The sequence below is a fragment of the Bradyrhizobium sp. SEMIA genome, assembly GCF_014844175.1.
Classification (GTDB): Bacteria; Pseudomonadota; Alphaproteobacteria; order Rhizobiales; family Xanthobacteraceae; genus Bradyrhizobium; species Bradyrhizobium arachidis.
Genome location: NZ_CP046601.1, coordinates 2,547,499 through 2,563,094 on the forward strand (window position 1 = coordinate 2,547,499; position 15,596 = coordinate 2,563,094).

At 64.1% G+C, this 15,596-nt stretch carries 14 protein-coding genes and 1 pseudogene; 3 read left to right on the plus strand and 12 right to left on the minus strand.

The window, feature by feature from the left end:
- Positions 1 to 193 precede the first annotated feature (193 nt).
- Positions 194 to 1,507: an adenylate/guanylate cyclase domain-containing protein gene (locus FOM02_RS12385; RefSeq protein WP_265441814.1), complete on the plus strand. Its 1,314-nt coding sequence runs from the start codon at positions 194 to 196 to the stop codon at positions 1,505 to 1,507.
- A 207-nt stretch (positions 1,508 to 1,714) separates the two neighbouring features.
- On the opposite strand, the gene FOM02_RS12390 is transcribed toward FOM02_RS12385, so the two are convergent.
- Positions 1,715 to 2,023, minus strand: coding sequence for a DUF1330 domain-containing protein (locus tag FOM02_RS12390; RefSeq protein WP_265441815.1), 309 nt, complete (start codon positions 2,021 to 2,023; stop codon positions 1,715 to 1,717).
- Positions 2,024 to 2,429: 406 nt separating this feature from the next.
- On the opposite strand from FOM02_RS12390, the gene FOM02_RS12395 reads away from it, so the two are divergent.
- Positions 2,430 to 2,927, plus strand: coding sequence for a septal ring lytic transglycosylase RlpA family protein (locus FOM02_RS12395; protein WP_265441816.1), 498 nt, complete (start codon positions 2,430 to 2,432; stop codon positions 2,925 to 2,927).
- Between the two features lie 615 nt (positions 2,928 to 3,542).
- Here FOM02_RS12395 and FOM02_RS12405 read toward each other — a convergent pair.
- The 11 genes and pseudogenes from FOM02_RS12405 to FOM02_RS12455 all read right to left on the minus strand — a co-directional run bounded on the left by FOM02_RS12405 (position 3,543) and on the right by FOM02_RS12455 (position 14,248).
- The gene (locus FOM02_RS12405) at positions 3,543 to 4,643 is read right to left on the minus strand and encodes a sialidase family protein (protein WP_322596962.1); all 1,101 of its coding nucleotides are present in this window, start codon (positions 4,641 to 4,643) and stop codon (positions 3,543 to 3,545) included.
- Entirely contained in the window at positions 4,640 to 6,076 is a 1,437-nt protein-coding gene (locus FOM02_RS12410; RefSeq protein WP_027558379.1) for a sodium:solute symporter family protein, read from the minus strand. Before FOM02_RS12410 ends, FOM02_RS12405 begins: the two co-directional genes overlap by 4 nt.
- A gap of 226 nt (positions 6,077 to 6,302) precedes the next feature.
- Positions 6,303 to 7,397 (minus strand): caspase family protein, encoded by a 1,095-nt coding sequence (locus FOM02_RS12415; protein ID WP_159073920.1) that lies wholly within the window; start codon positions 7,395 to 7,397, stop codon positions 6,303 to 6,305.
- A gap of 126 nt (positions 7,398 to 7,523) precedes the next feature.
- Positions 7,524 to 7,728: pseudogene (locus FOM02_RS12420) on the minus strand (DUF72 domain-containing protein); the annotation flags it as partial.
- 314 nt (positions 7,729 to 8,042) lie between these two features.
- The gene (locus FOM02_RS12425; protein WP_027558382.1) at positions 8,043 to 9,191 is read right to left on the minus strand and encodes an amidohydrolase; all 1,149 of its coding nucleotides are present in this window, start codon (positions 9,189 to 9,191) and stop codon (positions 8,043 to 8,045) included.
- Positions 9,192 to 9,393: 202 nt separating this feature from the next.
- The gene (locus FOM02_RS12430; RefSeq protein ID WP_027558383.1) at positions 9,394 to 10,482 is read right to left on the minus strand and encodes a mandelate racemase/muconate lactonizing enzyme family protein; all 1,089 of its coding nucleotides are present in this window, start codon (positions 10,480 to 10,482) and stop codon (positions 9,394 to 9,396) included.
- A gap of 143 nt (positions 10,483 to 10,625) precedes the next feature.
- On the minus strand, positions 10,626 to 11,162 hold the full coding sequence (locus FOM02_RS12435; protein ID WP_141262961.1) for a hypothetical protein: 537 nt from the start codon (positions 11,160 to 11,162) through the stop codon (positions 10,626 to 10,628).
- A 5-nt stretch (positions 11,163 to 11,167) separates the two neighbouring features.
- Positions 11,168 to 12,361, minus strand: a complete 1,194-nt coding sequence (locus FOM02_RS12440; protein WP_027558385.1) for a M20/M25/M40 family metallo-hydrolase — start codon at positions 12,359 to 12,361, stop codon at positions 11,168 to 11,170.
- 33 nt (positions 12,362 to 12,394) lie between these two features.
- Positions 12,395 to 13,642 carry an MFS transporter gene (locus tag FOM02_RS12445; RefSeq protein WP_027558386.1) on the minus strand — a complete coding sequence of 416 codons (1,248 nt, stop codon included), beginning with the start codon at positions 13,640 to 13,642 and terminating at the stop codon, positions 12,395 to 12,397.
- A 112-nt stretch (positions 13,643 to 13,754) separates the two neighbouring features.
- A complete protein-coding gene (locus FOM02_RS12450) occupies positions 13,755 to 13,931 on the minus strand; it encodes a hypothetical protein (RefSeq protein WP_156950875.1) in 177 nt (58 codons plus the stop codon).
- A gap of 107 nt (positions 13,932 to 14,038) precedes the next feature.
- Positions 14,039 to 14,248, minus strand: coding sequence for a hypothetical protein (locus FOM02_RS12455; protein WP_141262963.1), 210 nt, complete (start codon positions 14,246 to 14,248; stop codon positions 14,039 to 14,041).
- A 129-nt stretch (positions 14,249 to 14,377) separates the two neighbouring features.
- Between FOM02_RS12455 and FOM02_RS12460 the strand changes: the two genes are divergently transcribed.
- Complete coding sequence (locus FOM02_RS12460) at positions 14,378 to 15,595, plus strand: efflux RND transporter periplasmic adaptor subunit (RefSeq protein WP_028146357.1); 1,218 nt, start codon at positions 14,378 to 14,380, stop codon at positions 15,593 to 15,595.
- Position 15,596: the final 1 nt, after the last annotated feature.

Here is a 15,596-nt window from a genome sequence, read left to right on the forward strand (position 1 = left end):
AGCCAACCATAGGCGAAGGTATTACAAGATGATTCGATGAAACGATCCAATGTCCGCTAGTCTTCATACAGCGACGGAATAGTGGGACATTAGATAAGGGCCGCTAAGGGCCAGAGGCGGACATTCGATCTTTGCCTCTAACCGTCTTGCTGCTACGCTCTGAATTGCGACGAACGAAACCGGGGAGGCTTCCATGCAGCCGGTCACTCGCTACGCGAAAAGCGGCGACGTTCACATCGCCTACCAGGTATTCGGCGATGGGCCGATCAATTTGATTCTTGCCCCATATTTTGTATCGAACATTGAGGTGTACTGGGAGCACCCCGCAGTCGCGCGATGGCTGTTGCGGTTGGCATCCTTTGCCCGGGTTGCAGTGTTTGACAAGCGCGGTACCGGCATGTCCGACCGTGCCTCCGAGCTTCCGGGGCTCGACCAACGTATGGACGATTTGCGGGCAGTTATGGACGCCGCAAAGATGCAAGAGGCGGCACTTCTTGGAGCATCGGAAGGCGCATCCTTGGCCGCGCTGTTTGCTGCGACATACCCGGCAAGGTCCCGTGGGCTGATACTCTACGGCGGCTTTGCGCAATTTTCGTCCTGGCTACCGACAGAGCAGGCGTTTGCAGACTTCCTTGCCTATATTGATCAATTCTGGGGGTCTGGTGCCAGCAGCGCTGTCTTTTTTCCATCACTTGCCAATGATCCAGCTGGCCAACAATGGATGGGCAGGTTCGAGCGCCTCGGGGCGAGCCCGGCCGCGGCGACCGCGCTCATGCACATGAATAGTCAAATCGATATTAGCAACATCCTGCCAACGATCCGGGTGCCCACGCTCGTCATGCACCGGACCGGGGACAAAGCAATCAATGTGGAGGGGGGACGTTATCTCGCGGAGCACATCCCCGGCGCTCGTTATATCGAGCTTCCTGGAATCGATCACCCTCCCTTTTTCGGCGACAATGCCGACCTGATCGCGGATGCGATAGAGGAATTTTTGACCGGCACGCGGGCACCGATCATGGTTGACCGGGTGCTCGCCACCGTTCTCTTTACTGACATTGTTGGATCAACCGAGAAAGCGGCTACACTTGGCGACCGCCGTTGGCGCGACCTGCTTGATGCTCATCACGCCATGATCCGACGCAACCTTGATCACTTTCGCGGACGTGAAGTCAAGACAACGGGCGATGGTATCTTGGCCGCCTTCGATGGACCGGCACGCGGGGTACGCTGCGCGTGTGCAATTGCCGATGAAGTTCGGTCCCTCGGCATCGAGATTCGTGCGGGGCTGCACACCGGCGAGTGCGAAATGAGTGACGCCGACGTTGGCGGAATCGCCGTGCACATCGGCGCGCGCGTGGCAGCGCTCGCAGGTGCGAGCGAGGTTCTAGTATCCAGCACGGTAAAAGAACTAGTGGCAGGTTCGGCGTTACGCTTTGACGATCGTGGTATCCAGTCGCTTAAGGGCATTCCTGGCGAATGGCGCATATTTGCAGTCGGGCGATAACTGTCCAACAATTCCGCAATGCATTCGCAAACGGGATGCATGGTCTTCGAGGATGCCCGCAAGTCACACTGTGAATGGGGCCTGCAGGTAGGTCCTGGTTGCCTCAAGGGGAAGAAGGTCTGCATCGGGCCAGAAGGAGACATTCGGCGGTGCGAACGACCTACGAGGCAAAACTCAGGCGCGTGGTGCGCGCCGCCAAAGCGGGGCTCAATCCGTGGGCTGCGGGCCGTCGTAGCCTTCGATCACGATGATATCGATGTCCACGGCGTCCGCGCGCAGTGCCCTCGCCTTAGTGTATTCAGGTGAGCGGTAGCAGGCGAGCGCGGTTTCGTAGTCCTTGAACTCGATCACGATGTTGCGGTCGCGCGCCTTGCCCTCCACCGCCTCGAAGGTGCCGCCGCGCACCAGGAATTTCGCGTCGTATTTGCGGAGCACCGCCGCGAAGGCGGGGCCGTAGGCTTTGGTGTATTCGGGTTTGATCACATCAATGCGCCCGATCCAATAACCGTTCGGCATGCTGTCCTCCTCATCTTTGCATTCTCAAATCAAGAGGGGCCGCTGGGGGTTAAATTGCTCTGCGGAGCATGGTTCCGTCGGGTTGACGACACCGTTGGCCTCGAGGTTAGTGGCGCCACGGAGCCAGGCTAATCGAGCGTCGAGGTCCGTTCAGGTCAAAAGCAGTAAAGTTCAACTCGAGCAGATGCTTTCCGCTTCTACGTCAACAGCTGACCTCGCCTTTATGGGTAAACGCCCTAGTTTGATGCGTCGCAGTGAAATGGTGTCTTGCTGCGGTGCCTCTACGCTTCCGCTCCGCAAGATCGGTATGCTATCACCATTTTGCCTGAAGCGAACGCGTGTTGAGGAACGCGGCCTCACGAGCTTGCATTGTCGGTGTGATCTTCAATTTTAGATGAGGCCGACAATGCATCCTGTCGTCAGAATGGTCGCGATTGCGACAGTCCCTGTTTGGATCGGAGTGACCCCGGAGTCCGCCGCAGCACAGGATTTCAATGATCGATGGTCCATCATTCCAAAGGCCCACGCAGACCCGGCCCCTGAGGGACTCGAACAGGTGAAGAAGGACGAGCCGCAAGCGCAACCTCCGACTGGACAAGATACATTGAAGGACGCTCGAACTTCCAATCGAGTTTTTTCCGGAAAGGCTTCCTTCTATGCGTATTCCAAGAGCAAGACAGCGAGCGGCTCGTTATTCAATCGGAATCTACTGACGGCCGCCCATCGCAACCTACCGTTCGGCACCAAGGTCCGCGTAACCCATGGCGGAAGCAGCGTCATCGTCACCATCAATGACCGAGGCCCGTTCGTTCGTGGCCGCGTCCTAGACCTATCGCGCGCCGCGGCGCAAAGCTTAGGAATTACGGAGCTTGGCGTCGCCCATATTCGTGCTGAGGTGTTGTAGAGAACGATGCTGATAGAAGGCGTGCCCTTGCCGCGCCAGCTTAAACCGGCCAAGCACCGAAGCCGCTGTAAACCCCTCCAGCGCGATCTAGGCCCTAGACCATCGCCCTGCCGCGGGTACCTTCGTTCTGCGGCACCCTGTTTTTCGACATCTGCACCGACACGAGCTCAAGTGCGAGCCAATCTTGGGTTACCTGCAAAGCGGTTTTCGATATCGTTTTGACTGCTTATTGGCAGCGCAAACTGCTGCTTGAACATCCCTGCAGCACGTTCTCATAGAAATCCTGTAGGTGCAGGTCCGCTCGGGTCAAAAGCTGACCATCGGAGAGCCCGGCAGCTTGGTCTGCAACTGGCCAAGACCGGACTCATGCAGCGCAGCAAACAACAGACGTCGATGCGCCCACGGACAAGGTCCCCAAAAATATGCCGCCGGGTGGCGTTCCGGATAACGTATTCAGAGGAAGCAAGACGCGGGTAGATGGCTTGCGGGAGAGCCACGGAGCGCAATCGATAAACCGCGGCCATTTTGCCTGCAACGCCAGGGCCCCGGCTGCGCGGGACCCCTCGCTGGCTGGCAAAATCCCGACAGATCAGGTTGGGCTCAAGGGGATCAGCGTCATTTCCTCCGGATAATAGCGGAAGCCATCGCCCTGCTTCGCCACGTGGCCGATCCCCGGCCAAGCAAAATGATAGGCGAGCAGGCGCGTCCTGCCCTCCGCCAGCATGTTGAGCACACGCACCCGGCTCTTCGCCGACTGTTTGGCGTCGGTATCGTACAGGCCTTGCTGCCGTCGCCGGCGAGCACCGGCGGCAGGTCGTCCTCGATCTCGTCATAAAGCGAGAGGCGGCGCCCGGTCGCGTCGCTGGCGCTGCTGTCATTGAAGACCAGCGCGAGATGACCGTTGCCGAGCCGCGCGAGCTGGATCGACGAATTGTTGTTGGGAAGCACGGTCGGCGATGGCGCCGGCCAGGTGCGGCCGTGATCGCTGGACCGGCTCTGGTAGATGTTGTCGGCCCAGCGGCTGCGGAACAGCGCCAGCAGCGAGCCGTCGTCGAGCCGCGCGATGCTCATATGCACGCAGCCGCGGCTGCCGGGAACGTCGACGTCGCGCCAGGTCTTGCCGGCATCGGACGAGATCTTCACCGCGCTGGTGTCCTCGTCGCCGTTCCATTTCCGGCCCGGCGTGCTGTGACAATAGAACACCGGCAGCAGCCAGTCGCCGTTGTCGAGCACGACGATCGGCTGCCGGATGAAGGTGCCGCGGCCGCGCTCTTCGGCAAACATCGTCTCGATCGGACCCCAGCTCTTGCCATTGTCACGGGATATGCGGCGGCGGATCAGGGCGGTGTCCTGGTTGCCCGCCAGCTGCGCCGTCCACATCAGCCACAGCGTGCCGTCGGGGACGGGGAACAGCACCGGGTTCTGCTCGGAGCGCCCCGCATCGTCGGATAGCTTTTCAGCCGGCGACCATTGCGTCGCGCCGCGGGCGAGGCGCGAGAAATAGACCGAGATGTCCGACATACCCTCCTGCGTGCCGCCGAACCAGACGCAGGCGAGATCGCCCCCCGCGAGCGGCATCAGATTGGCGGCGTGGTTCTGCACACAAGGCGAGGGGATGAAGGCATCGAACCGGTCGGGATCGCCGGCGGCCGGGCGAACGACGCCGTCGGCGGCGATCTCGATGTCGGTGGTCACGATCTCGGTATCGATGATCATGTCGAGGTCCTTTCCACGAATGCATTGGACTGTGCTGCCTGCGGCGCCGCCGCCGCGGTCGGAGCGCGGCCGAGCACGAGGCGCTCGATCGCCATCACGACCAGCGGGGTTGCGGCCGCGACATACATGTTGTCGATGCCGAAGGGGTTGCCGAGCATGTACCAGACCGTGGTCGAGAGCGCGGCGCCGATCAGGCCGGCGGTGGCGCCGCGGTTGCTCGCGAACAGCGGCAGATAGAAGCCCATCATCGCGACGATCGTGATCGACAGCCGCAGCGCGCGGGTGAAGAACGACAACTTGAGGATCTCCGGAATGAAGAAGACGAACACCAGCGGCACGATGCCGATCACCACCGAGAACACCCGCGTCATCTTCAATTCCCGTTCCGGCGTCGGCTTCCAGTACGGCACGTAGAAGTCGCGCACCACGAGCGAAGCGATGGCGAGCGCGACGGTGCAGACGCTGACGAAGATCGAGGCGACCAGCGACGTCGTGACGAAGGCGGCGGCCAGCGGCGGCATCTTCTCCAGGAACACCGGCAGCGCGTAGAGGCTGTTCATGTCGGGGTAGAGGTATTTCGCGGCAACGCCGATCAGCGCGAGCAGGAAGCCGAGCGGCAGGCAGAACGCGGCGGCATAGAAGGTGGCCTTGCGGGCGTCGTCGGCGCTCGGCGTCGACGAGATCGCCTGCACGATGAACTGGGTCGAGAAGATCGCGCCGACCGTGCCGAAGGTCCAGGCGAAGATGGTCGCAAAGCCGATCTTGCCGTCCCAGGTGAAGTAATAGGCCGGCAGCTTGGCCTGGATCGGCGCGATGCCGCCGGTCAGCGACATCGCGACCGCGAAGATGATGACGATGCCGACGACCTTGAAGGCGCTGTGCAGGATCGTCACCCAGGCGACGCCCTTCAACCCTCCGAACACGTAGTAGAAGGTCGAGACCACCGCGATGATGCACATCGCGACCGGCAGGCTGACATGCAGTGCGGTCGCGATCGCAGCGGCGCCGCTGACGTAATTTCCGACATTCACCAGCAGCAGCGCGTAGATCATGATCACGGACACCGTGAGCATGGTCGACTTGCCGTATTTCTGCGCGATCGCGGCCGAGATGGTGTATTCGCCGGAATTGTAGAGCTTCTTCACCATCAACAGCCCGAACAGCAGAAAGCCGATCGAGGCGCCGAGTACGGCCCATCCCGCGGCCATGCCTGATTGGAACGCCTCCTGCGCAGTGCCGACGGTCGACTTGGCGCCGACGAACTCGGACATCATCAGCACGCCGACGACGACGGCCGGCATGGCGCGCGCGGCGGTCATGAACTGGTCGCTGGTCCGGCTGCGCAGCTTGAGCGTGAGCCAGGAGGTGAAGGCGATGTAGGCGACGATCATCGTGACGATGAGCGTGCTCTCGCCATTGAGGATGGCTTGCATCGGTGACGTTTCCTCTGGTGACGCGGACGCGGTGTTGTCAGCCCGCTCTGTCCGATTGCGGTGTTCGGAATGCGAACAATTGTTGTTAAAGATCATTAAACCTGTCCGGGCGCCGTGCGTCAAGCGCACGCCTCGGCGAAACCCGTGTTCCAGAGAGCAGGATGGGCGCTATGGCGCGGCCGCGATCGCGGGCCTCAGCGCGGCGGCGTCGTCGCGCGCGGGCGTGCTAGTCGGCGCTACGCTTCCAGGCGCCGGTGCCCAGCTTGCCCGTGATGACAGCCAGCGCATCGCGGATCTCGTAGGCGCCGCCGTCGCTGTAGCCCGACAGGCCCCTGATTGCGTGCAGGGTCCAGCGGCCGTTCGCGGCCGTGATCGTGCCTTCGTGCGGACGCGCCGAGCGCTGCGGCTCGGCGTGGAATCGGTAGGTGCCGTCGCCCATGATCTGCCAGATCCAGCGCGATTGCCCGCGGCCGCTCGGCACCATGATCTCCCAGGTGCCGACCAGCGCGGGGTCGATCCCTGGCGCCGCCGGCGTGGGCGGTGGAGCAGGGGAGACGGCGGCCGGAAGTGGGCTCGGCGACGCTGCGCCTTCGGCGCCGGCGGGTGGCGGGCCGGCGAGGTAGATCGCCTTGCGCGACAGCGAGCCATAGACGAACGGCTGCTGCTCGTTGCGCGTCGCCTCCATCACGTCGTCGCGGACGTTGCGGAACATGAACGTCACCTCGACGCCGGGCACCTCGATGTTGCGCAGGAGTGCCGCGGCAAACGGGCTGTTGCGCGCGTCGCCGTCGAGCGCTGTGGTGCCGTCGCGCGCGGCATAGGCGACGAGAACGTTGCCGACCGGCTCGATGCGGCCGAGCCCGCTCGTGGAGGCCGCACGCGTGGCGATCGACCTACTCATCTTGGCGGCAAACGGATTGTTGCGACAGGCGTCGAGGATGACGAGACCAAGGCTCGTGGTGCTCGACACCTGCAACATCACGCTTTGCAGGTTGATGGCTTCATTCGCCGCGTCCGTATCCCGCTTCAGCTCTGCGTCAACAGGGATCAGCCAGTTCTCGCCATTGATCTCCATGCCATGGCCGGCGAAATAAACCGCCGCCATCTCGGCGCCGACGGCCTCGCGCCCCAACGCGATCAGGCCGCGGCGCATGGCATCGAAACTGGCGTTGGTGGCGAGGGAGACAGCGAAGCCAAGTCGCTTCAGCGCCGCGGCGACGTCGCTCGCATCGTTCGGCGGATTGAGCAGCGCGGGCACGTTCCTGTAGGCACCGTTGCCGATGACGAGCGCGACCCGGCGGCCGTCCGCGGCTTCAGCCAAAGGCGCCATTCCCGCTAATGCGGTTGCGGCTGTCAACCTTGAGACGAATTCGCGCCGGTTCATCCGGATCTCGCTGGCTCGAACCAGCTTTGATCCTAGCGCAACGGAGCCGGGGGAGCCACGGGCTTACCCTAGCAATTGTTTCAACGCCTTGGCATCGGCGGGCGCCGTGCTCTTCTGGTCGTTGTCGAAATAGACGTAGACGTCGCAGCCCTGCCGCTTCCATGACAGCAGCTTGAAGAAGGACGCCAGCCTGTCGGCGTTCGCCTTGAATTTGCGGCGGCAGCTGGAACAGGATCGGTCCGACCTTGCCGCCGAGCTGCGAGATGCGGCGGCTCGCGCGATGGCGGAAGCCTCGCCTGCCGAAAGGAACGTCCGTGCTGTCGATACGTTTCTCGTGAGCTTGGTCAACGGGAGGCCGGAACCGATGTACGCGCTGTTCGAAGGCAACAAGCAGATCGGCGATCCCTTTCCTTCCGAGAAGGAAGTGTGGGAAGCCGCCCTGATCGAGGGATTGGTGACCGACGTGCCGGTCGCGGACGAGGAAGGCGGCCGGCTTCTGCCCGAGGGATATCACGTCGCGCGGGTGGAGGAGAGCGAGGTCTGCGAGCCACGGCCGGAGTGGAAGCTGCCGCGCGAGATCAGCTAGTTCGACGCCAGCGCGGTCTTGGCGACCTCGGCCATCCAGGTCGATGCGACGGGGAGGATCGCGTCGTTGAAATCGTAGCGCGGGCCGTGCAGCTCGGCGCCGTCGCGCAACGGCCCGTTGCCGATCCAGACGAACGCGCCCGGCCGCTTCTGCAGATAGAAGGCGAAATCCTCGCCGGCCATGCTGGGCGCAAGATCGCGGCGCACGGGCGCCTGCGCCTTGTCGGCGGCGATGCGGGCGAGGTCCGCTTCCGCCGGCGTGTTGATCACGACGCCGACGCCCATGACGATCTCGGGCGTCACCTTGACGCCGAAGCTCGTCGCAATCCCGGCGCAGGTGCGCTCGATGCCGTCGAGGATGGTGTCCTTCACGCCGTCGCGGTGGTAGCGCAGCGTGCCGCGGATGGTGACGCGGCCTGCGATCTGGTTCGGCGCGGTGCCGCCGTCGATGGTGCAGAGCGAGAGCACGGCGGTGTCGAGCGGATCGACGCTGCGCGACACGATTGTCTGCAGCGCTACGATGAGATGCCCCGCCGCCATCACCGGATCGCGGGTCAGATGCGGCATGCCGGCGTGGCCAGCATGGCCCTCGATGGTGATGGTGATGCGCCCGCCGGAGGCCATGACGACGCCGTCATGCACCGCGACGGTGCCGGCCTCCAGACCCGGCCAGTTGTGGAAGCCGAACACGCGGTCCATCGGAAAGCGCTCGAACAGCCCGGCCGCGACCATCGCACGCGAGCCGCCAAAGCCCTCTTCCGCCGGCTGGAAGATGAAGTCGACCGTGCCGCTCCAATTGGTGTCGGCCGCGAGCAGCGCGGCAGCGCCGAGCAGCGAGGCGGTGTGCCCGTCATGGCCGCAGGCATGCATCACGCCCGGCGTCGTCGAGGCGTAGGCAAGGCCGGTATCCTCGGTGATCGGCAGCGCATCCATGTCGGCGCGCAGGCCGACGCGGCCCTCCGCAGACCCGCGCCTCAAGGTCGCGACCACGCCGTGGCCGCCGATGCCGGCCTTGAAGGGAATGCCGAGCTCGGTCAGCTTCTCCTGCACGAAGGCGGCAGTTGCCTTCTCCTGGAGCGACAGCTCGGGATGCGCATGCAGATGCCGGCGCCATTCGGTCAGTTTCTTGTGCAGGTCGGGGGTCAAGGCGGGGGACTTTCGGATGGTGTCGGCTGTTGCCACCATAGCCGATTATCTGCGTCCCGCATCAAGCCCCTTGGAATGCCTCGCGTGCAAAGCAGCTCGCTCTATCGTCATGGCCGGGCTTGACCCGGCCATCCACGTCTTGCTTTGCAGAGCCAAAGAACGTGGATGCCCGGGACAAGCCCGGCCATGACGACCTCACGCCCTACGCCGCCAGCTTCGCCAGCCCTGTCCAGTCAAAACGGATGCCGTGGCCCGGACGGTCCGGCGCCAGCGCCTTGCCGTCCTGAAGCACCAGCGGGTGCTCGATATACTTGTCCAGCCCGAAGCCATGCGCCTCCAGATACGACCGGTTCGGGCAGGCCGCGAGCAAATGCACGGTGATGTCATGCGCACCGTGGCTGGTCACGGGCAGGTTGAAGGCTTCCGCCAGCCGCGCGATCTTCATGAACGCGCTGACGCCGCCGCAATTGGTGACGTCGGGCTCGGGATAGGACACCGCGCCCGCGACGATGTAGTTCTTGAACTCCCACAGCGAGCGCAGATTTTCGCCCGCCGCGATCGGCACGCCGCCGGCCTGCAGGATGCGGGCATGGCCCGCGACGTCGTCGGGAATGATCGGCTCCTCGAGCCAGGTAAGATCATAGGGAACGAAAGCGCAGGCGGCGCGGATGGCTTCCTCGACCGTCCACTTCATGTTGGCGTCCGCCATCAGCGGAAAGCCGTCGCCGAGATGCTTGCGCATCGCGGAGACGCGCGCGACGTCGGATTTGAGATCGGGCCGGCCGACCTTCATCTTGATGGCGCGAAAACCTTTTGCGAGATTGCCGTCGGTCTGCTTGAGCAGCGCCTCGACGGAGAGATCGAGATCGATGCCGCCGGCATAGCAGGGCACGTGCGCATCGAAGCCGCCGAGCAACTGGTACAGCGGCAGCTTCGCGCGCCGCGCCTTCAGGTCCCACAGCGCGATGTCGAGCGCGGACAGCGCCAGCACCGCCGGTCCGCCGCGGCCGCCATAATGCAGGCCCCACCAGACGTGGTGCCAGATCGCCTCGGTGTCGTCGGCCTCATGCCCCTCGACCAGCGGCGGAATCTCCCGCTTGAGGATGTCGGCGACAGCCCCGCCATTGCGGCCCACGGTGTAGGTGTAGCCGACGCCCTCGGCGCCATCGGCATCGCGCACTCGGCAGGTGATCAGCTCGAACGCCGCGATCTCGCCATGCGTGGAGTCGGACAGCGTGACGGGCAGGGGGATCCGGTAGAGGGCGGATTCGAGATTTGCGATACGTGGCATGTAGCCTCCCTGTTTTTTCTTCTTCGTAGGATGGGTAGAGCGAAGCGAAACCCATCAACCTCATCTTCGCAAGTAGCGATGGGTTTCGCTACGCTCTACCCATCCTACGCACTGCAACGCGTAAAAGGCGCAGGCGATCCCGCTTACCGCTTGGTGGCGTAATAATTGATGCTGATCGAGGCGCGGTGCGGCGAGGTTCGCCACACCGACATATCGAGCGCGTCGCCGCTGCCGGCGCCGACACGCCAGCTCGCCAGACGATGATTGTCGTCGTTGGACGGCTTGTCGGTCCGCTCACGGGCCTTCAATGATGTCTCGATCAGCCCGGGCAGCGCATCGGCCGAGACGCCGACGGCCGACACCGTGCAGGTCACGCTCGGACCATCGTCAGGTCCTGCGAAATAGGCCGTCATGCTGCCGAGCCTCTCGTCCCGCCTGAGCAGCTTCGCCGAGTAGAGAAGGTCGATTTTTGCCCCACGCTCCATCTCGGCCGTGATCGGGCCGCCGTCACTGGCAAAGCCCAGACCCGTTGCGATGCGCTCGACCTGGCTTGGCCGAGATGGCTTGGGCGCGCAGATCTTTGCGAAGAGATCGACCAGCAAGGCGCTGTTGTCCTCTTCCGCGCGAGCCGCGCCCACGAGCGCCAGCAGCGCAAATCCCGCGAGCGCGACCCGAACCACGCCAATCACCGCATCGTCGCGAGCTGCACGGCAAGCGCACATGCGCGGTCGTATTCGTCGAGATTGATCCACTCGTCGATGGTGTGCGCCTCGTTCTGGCCTGCGCCAAACGTCACGGTCGGAACGCCGTGGCGGACCATCCAGTTGGCGTCCAGGCCGCCATTGGCGGCGCGGACGTTCGGCGTGCCGCCGACCGCGGACACCGCCTCGATCGCGCGTTTCACCACGGGGAGGTTCTCCTTCATGCGGAACGGATAATAATCGGTCTCGGCCTTGAACTTGACCTTGCCGGACTTGCCTTGTGCATTCGTCACCTTCTTGGCCGCCTTCTCGAACGCGGCCTTGTAGGCTTTCGTGATCTCCTTGAAGAACTTTCCGTCATGGCTGCGGCTTTCGCCGCGCACATGGACGTAGTCGGTGACGACGTTGGTGGCATCGCCCGCGGGGCGGCCCTCGCCGCCGGTGACGGGGCCGACATTGCTGGTGCCTTGACGCTTGCCCTTCACCACCTTGCCGAACCAGCCGCCGGCCTTCACCTCGGCAAGCGCCAGCGCCATGATCATGGTCGAGGAGATGCCGCGCTCGGGCGCAACGCCGGCATGCGAGGCGCGGCCCATGATCTCGACGGTCCAGCGATCGGCGCCGACCGCGCCGATCACGACATTGGAGGCGGCGCCGCCGTCATAGTTGAACGCCATCGTGGGCTTGCCGAGCTCCTCCAGCTTGACGTGGCGCGCGCCATAGAGCCCGCTCTCCTCGCGCACACAGAACAGCAGCGTGATCGGCGGATGGTCGAGCTTCTGCTTGGCAAGCTCGGCCGCCAGCGTCACCAGCACGCCGCAGCCGCAGCGGTTGTCGCCGCCGAGCGCGGTCTTGGCCTCGTTGACGATCTTGCGGCCGGATTTCTTGGGCTTGGCGCCGGCGCAGAGCGGCACGGTGTCCATATGGGTCATGAACATGATGCGCGGCTGGTTGTGCAGCGTGCCACGGCCGGGCAGGTCGACGATGAGGTTGCCGGTCTCGGTCGGCACGGGAATGCGGGTGTTGGCATCGTCGAGCCGGATCGCCTTCGCGGGCACGCCGGCCTCCTTCAGCGCGGCGGTGAGCTCACGCCCGATCGCCGCCTCCTGTCCGGTGACGCCCTCGACGGCGAGGAAGCGCATGAGGCGATCGGTGGCGGCTTGGTGGTCGACGGGCATGTTTGATTCCTTTGGCGAACGGTGCCGGCCATCCTATGGGCTGGGCGAGGTGTAAGCCAAGAAGATCAGCACGCCGAATGCCAGCATTGCAGCCATGAACAGCAGCACCGCCGGCAGCCCGGCCAGCGCCGCGACCGCGCCGGTGACCGACTGCATCAGCGCCGCGCCGAGGAAGAAGGCGAGGTTCACGGCCGCGAGCGCCTTGCCTGCGGTTTGCGCATCGACCAGCTGCCTGGACATGCCGAACAGCAGCGGCTGCGCCGAGGTCGCAAGCCCGATGAGCACGAACAGCACGAGATCGTATTGCGGCGGCATCACCGGCAGGCCCAGCAGCGCGGAGACCGGATAATGCGGTGCCCCGAGCGCCAACAGCGTCAGCAGCACCGCCCCGGCCATATGCGAGCCGGCCACCAGCGCGCGGCGGCGGCCGAGCCTGCGGTCGATCATGCCGATGCACAGCGGCCCCGCGATCATCGCCAGCGTGAACGCGCCGAGCTGGTTGCCCGCCTCGACCCGCGTCAGCCCCTTGACGTCCATCAGCCACGGCCCGCCCCACAGCCCGCGCAGCACCAGCGAGGTCGCCAGCGACACCAGCGCCAGCGCGATCAGGCCGCGGAGGGGCCGCGAGAAGCCGAGCCTGAGCACCTCGATCATCTGCGACAGCGGCGAGGAATCGTCCTTGTGCTCGGCCGGCTGGCTCGGCACCAGCAGGAACACCGCGAGCGCGACCGCGATACCATCGAGCGCGGAGATCCAGAACCCGGCGCGCCAGCCGTAATTGTCGACCACGAAGGCGAGCGGGCTCGACGACAGCAGCATGCCGATATTGCCGATCGAGAGGATCGCGCCCGACCACAGCCCGAACCGCGCCGCCGACAATTGCTTCGCGGCGAGCGTCATCGGGCACATCAGCATGCCCGAGGTCGCGACGCCGAGCAGCACCTGCCCGAAGGCAAAGCTCGCAGGTCCCGTCGCAAAGCCCGACGCGATGGCGCCGACCACGGTTCCCGCGAGCAGGCTCAGCGACACCGGCCGCACGCCGAACCGGTCCATCGCCGCGCCGACCGGAATCTGCGCGGCAGCGAAGGCGAAGGGATAGACCGAGGTGAGGCTCGCCAGCGCCTGCGGCTCGATATGAAAATCGGCCGCCATCAGATCGAGGCTGACCGCCGGGATGGTGCGCAGCAAGGTCGAGAGCATGTGCCCGCAGGCGAGCGCAAGCAGCGCAAAGATCAGCGCGCGGGTGCCATGTCCCGCTTCATCCGTCGTAACCGCACTCATAGCGTCCCGTCCCGGCAAGGGTTTTGGCCGGGTTACACGATCGCGGAGAGGATGCCAATGGTGGGAAAGCAGGTCCGGCACGCGATGTTAGTGCCTTCCGGAGCTTCCCTGTTCAATTCCTGCACTCTGAGCTCTGCAGGCACAGGTTCGATTGCTCGAGCCTGGAGAAGTCTTCTGTCGCAACGAGGACGAGGAGCCCGAGCAGAATCATGGCCGCGATGTTCGAGCGCATCCCTGGGCCGCGTCCGGCAGCGTGACGGTCCTGCTCGAACTTCGAGAGGTCGAGCATGCGCAGGATCGTCTCGGACCGTCCATCGTCAGGCAGAGCTCTCCGGTCTGACGATGGCTTTCGAAACGGTATGATCTTTCCCCCGAGGTTGTGCTGATTGGCCCTCATCATGCGCCTCGACTGACAGTTGGTGTTGCCATCAACACGCCGACGATAAGGCCCGCTTGCAGCGAGCGTTCGTTAAATTCCTGTGCGCCGTTGCAATTCAGCGTGATGTCGCGGCGATCCTTAACATTCGTCCATCTCGTTTCTGTTTGTTGCTTCTCTGCCGATCGATCCGCCGCTTCGAGCAATTGCGTTTGCAGACGCGTGAACATGACGAATTGTACAGATTGCCGCACGCGATCGTTATTTTGACGCCGCGAACCTGTCCGCGATACTTCGCTTCCAACAGTGTGTTCACGTCCACGCGGCAAATTCACCGGAAGGCAGCCGCAGGCAACTGGATGGCCATTGACATGATCAGGCGACCGAAACTCGGCCTCACGATATTTGGAGTCGCCGCGGCAGGCGCGATTGCCTGTGGTGCCTGGTATGAACTCATCGGCAGCGTCAAGCCCGTCGAGGCGGCCGCGCAGAGCGCTTCCAGTCAAGCAGCGGCGAAGGTCCCCGTCACCTCATTCGCAGTGAAGACGGCCGACTTTCCCGTGTACACCTATGGTCTCGGAGTCGTCTCGCCGTTCAAGACGGTGACGGTGAAGAGCCGCGTCGACGGTCAGATCACCAAGGTGTTCTTCAGGCAGGGCCAGATGGTGAAGGAGGGCGACCCGCTGCTGGAGATCGACCAGCGCCCCTTCATCGCGGCGCTCGAGCAGGCGGTCGCGAAGAAGGCCCAGGACGAGGCCAATCTGAAGAACGACCAGTTGAACCTGGAGCGCTTCCAGAAGCTCGCGAAGCAGCAGTTCGAGACCCAGCAGAATCTCGATGCCCAGCAGGCGCTGGTCGATCAGATGGTCGCGCAGATCAAGGGCGACCAGGCCGCCATCGACAACGCGCAGACCAATCTCGGCTACACCTCGATCAAGGCGCCGATCAGCGGACGAACCGGCTTCCGTCTGGTCGATCCCGGCAACATCGTGCATGCCGCCGATACCACGGGGATCGTCACCATCGCCCAGCTGCAGCCGATTGCGGTGCAGTTCACCGAGCCCGAGGAGCAATTGCAGGCGATCGACAAGGCCTATGATTCCGGCGAGGTGCCGGTGGAAGCGCGGAGCTCGGACGGAACCAGGACGCTGTCGCAAGGCAAGCTGGTGATCATGGACAATTCCGTGAACCAGGCCACCGGGACCATCAGCCTGAAGGCGCGCTTCGACAACAAGGACAATGCGCTGTGGCCGGGTCTGTCAGTCACCACGCGGATGCTGATCGACACGCGCAAAGACGTCATCGTCGTGCCGCAGGACGGCGTGCAGCACGGGCCGTCAGGCCTGTTCGCCTACGTCATCGGCGACAATGGCAAGGTCAGCGCGCGGCCGATCAAGGTCAGCCAGAGCGGCGATGCAAACGCGGTGGTCTCCGAGGGCCTGAAGGTCGGAGACAGGATCGTGGTCGCCGGGCAGTCGCGCCTGTTCGACGGCGCGCTGGTTGACGAGAAGCCGCAGGTCGCCAGCGCCGCCGCCGCGCAGGCCAACAGTGGAACCAAGACCGGATCGGCTGACTGAC

Excerpts from the sequence above, each read along its gene's own strand:
- FOM02_RS12440 (WP_027558385.1), bottom strand. The coding sequence starts at position 12,361 with ATGCCCGTCGACCACCAAGCCGCCACCGATCGCCTCATGCGCTTCCTC.
- FOM02_RS12455 (WP_141262963.1), bottom strand. The coding sequence starts at position 14,248 with ATGTTCACGCGTCTGCAAACGCAATTGCTCGAAGCGGCGGATCGATCG.
- FOM02_RS12390 (WP_265441815.1), bottom strand. The coding sequence starts at position 2,023 with ATGCCGAACGGTTATTGGATCGGGCGCATTGATGTGATCAAACCCGAA.
- FOM02_RS12395 (WP_265441816.1), top strand. The coding sequence starts at position 2,430 with ATGCATCCTGTCGTCAGAATGGTCGCGATTGCGACAGTCCCTGTTTGG.
- FOM02_RS12385 (WP_265441814.1), top strand. The coding sequence starts at position 194 with ATGCAGCCGGTCACTCGCTACGCGAAAAGCGGCGACGTTCACATCGCC.
- FOM02_RS12410 (WP_027558379.1), bottom strand. The coding sequence starts at position 6,076 with ATGCAAGCCATCCTCAATGGCGAGAGCACGCTCATCGTCACGATGATC.
- FOM02_RS12460 (WP_028146357.1), top strand. The coding sequence starts at position 14,378 with ATGGCCATTGACATGATCAGGCGACCGAAACTCGGCCTCACGATATTT.
- FOM02_RS12405 (WP_322596962.1), bottom strand. The coding sequence starts at position 4,643 with ATGATCATCGATACCGAGATCGTGACCACCGACATCGAGATCGCCGCC.
- FOM02_RS12430 (WP_027558383.1), bottom strand. The coding sequence starts at position 10,482 with ATGCCACGTATCGCAAATCTCGAATCCGCCCTCTACCGGATCCCCCTG.
- FOM02_RS12445 (WP_027558386.1), bottom strand. The coding sequence starts at position 13,642 with ATGAGTGCGGTTACGACGGATGAAGCGGGACATGGCACCCGCGCGCTG.
- FOM02_RS12450 (WP_156950875.1), bottom strand. The coding sequence starts at position 13,931 with ATGCTCGACCTCTCGAAGTTCGAGCAGGACCGTCACGCTGCCGGACGC.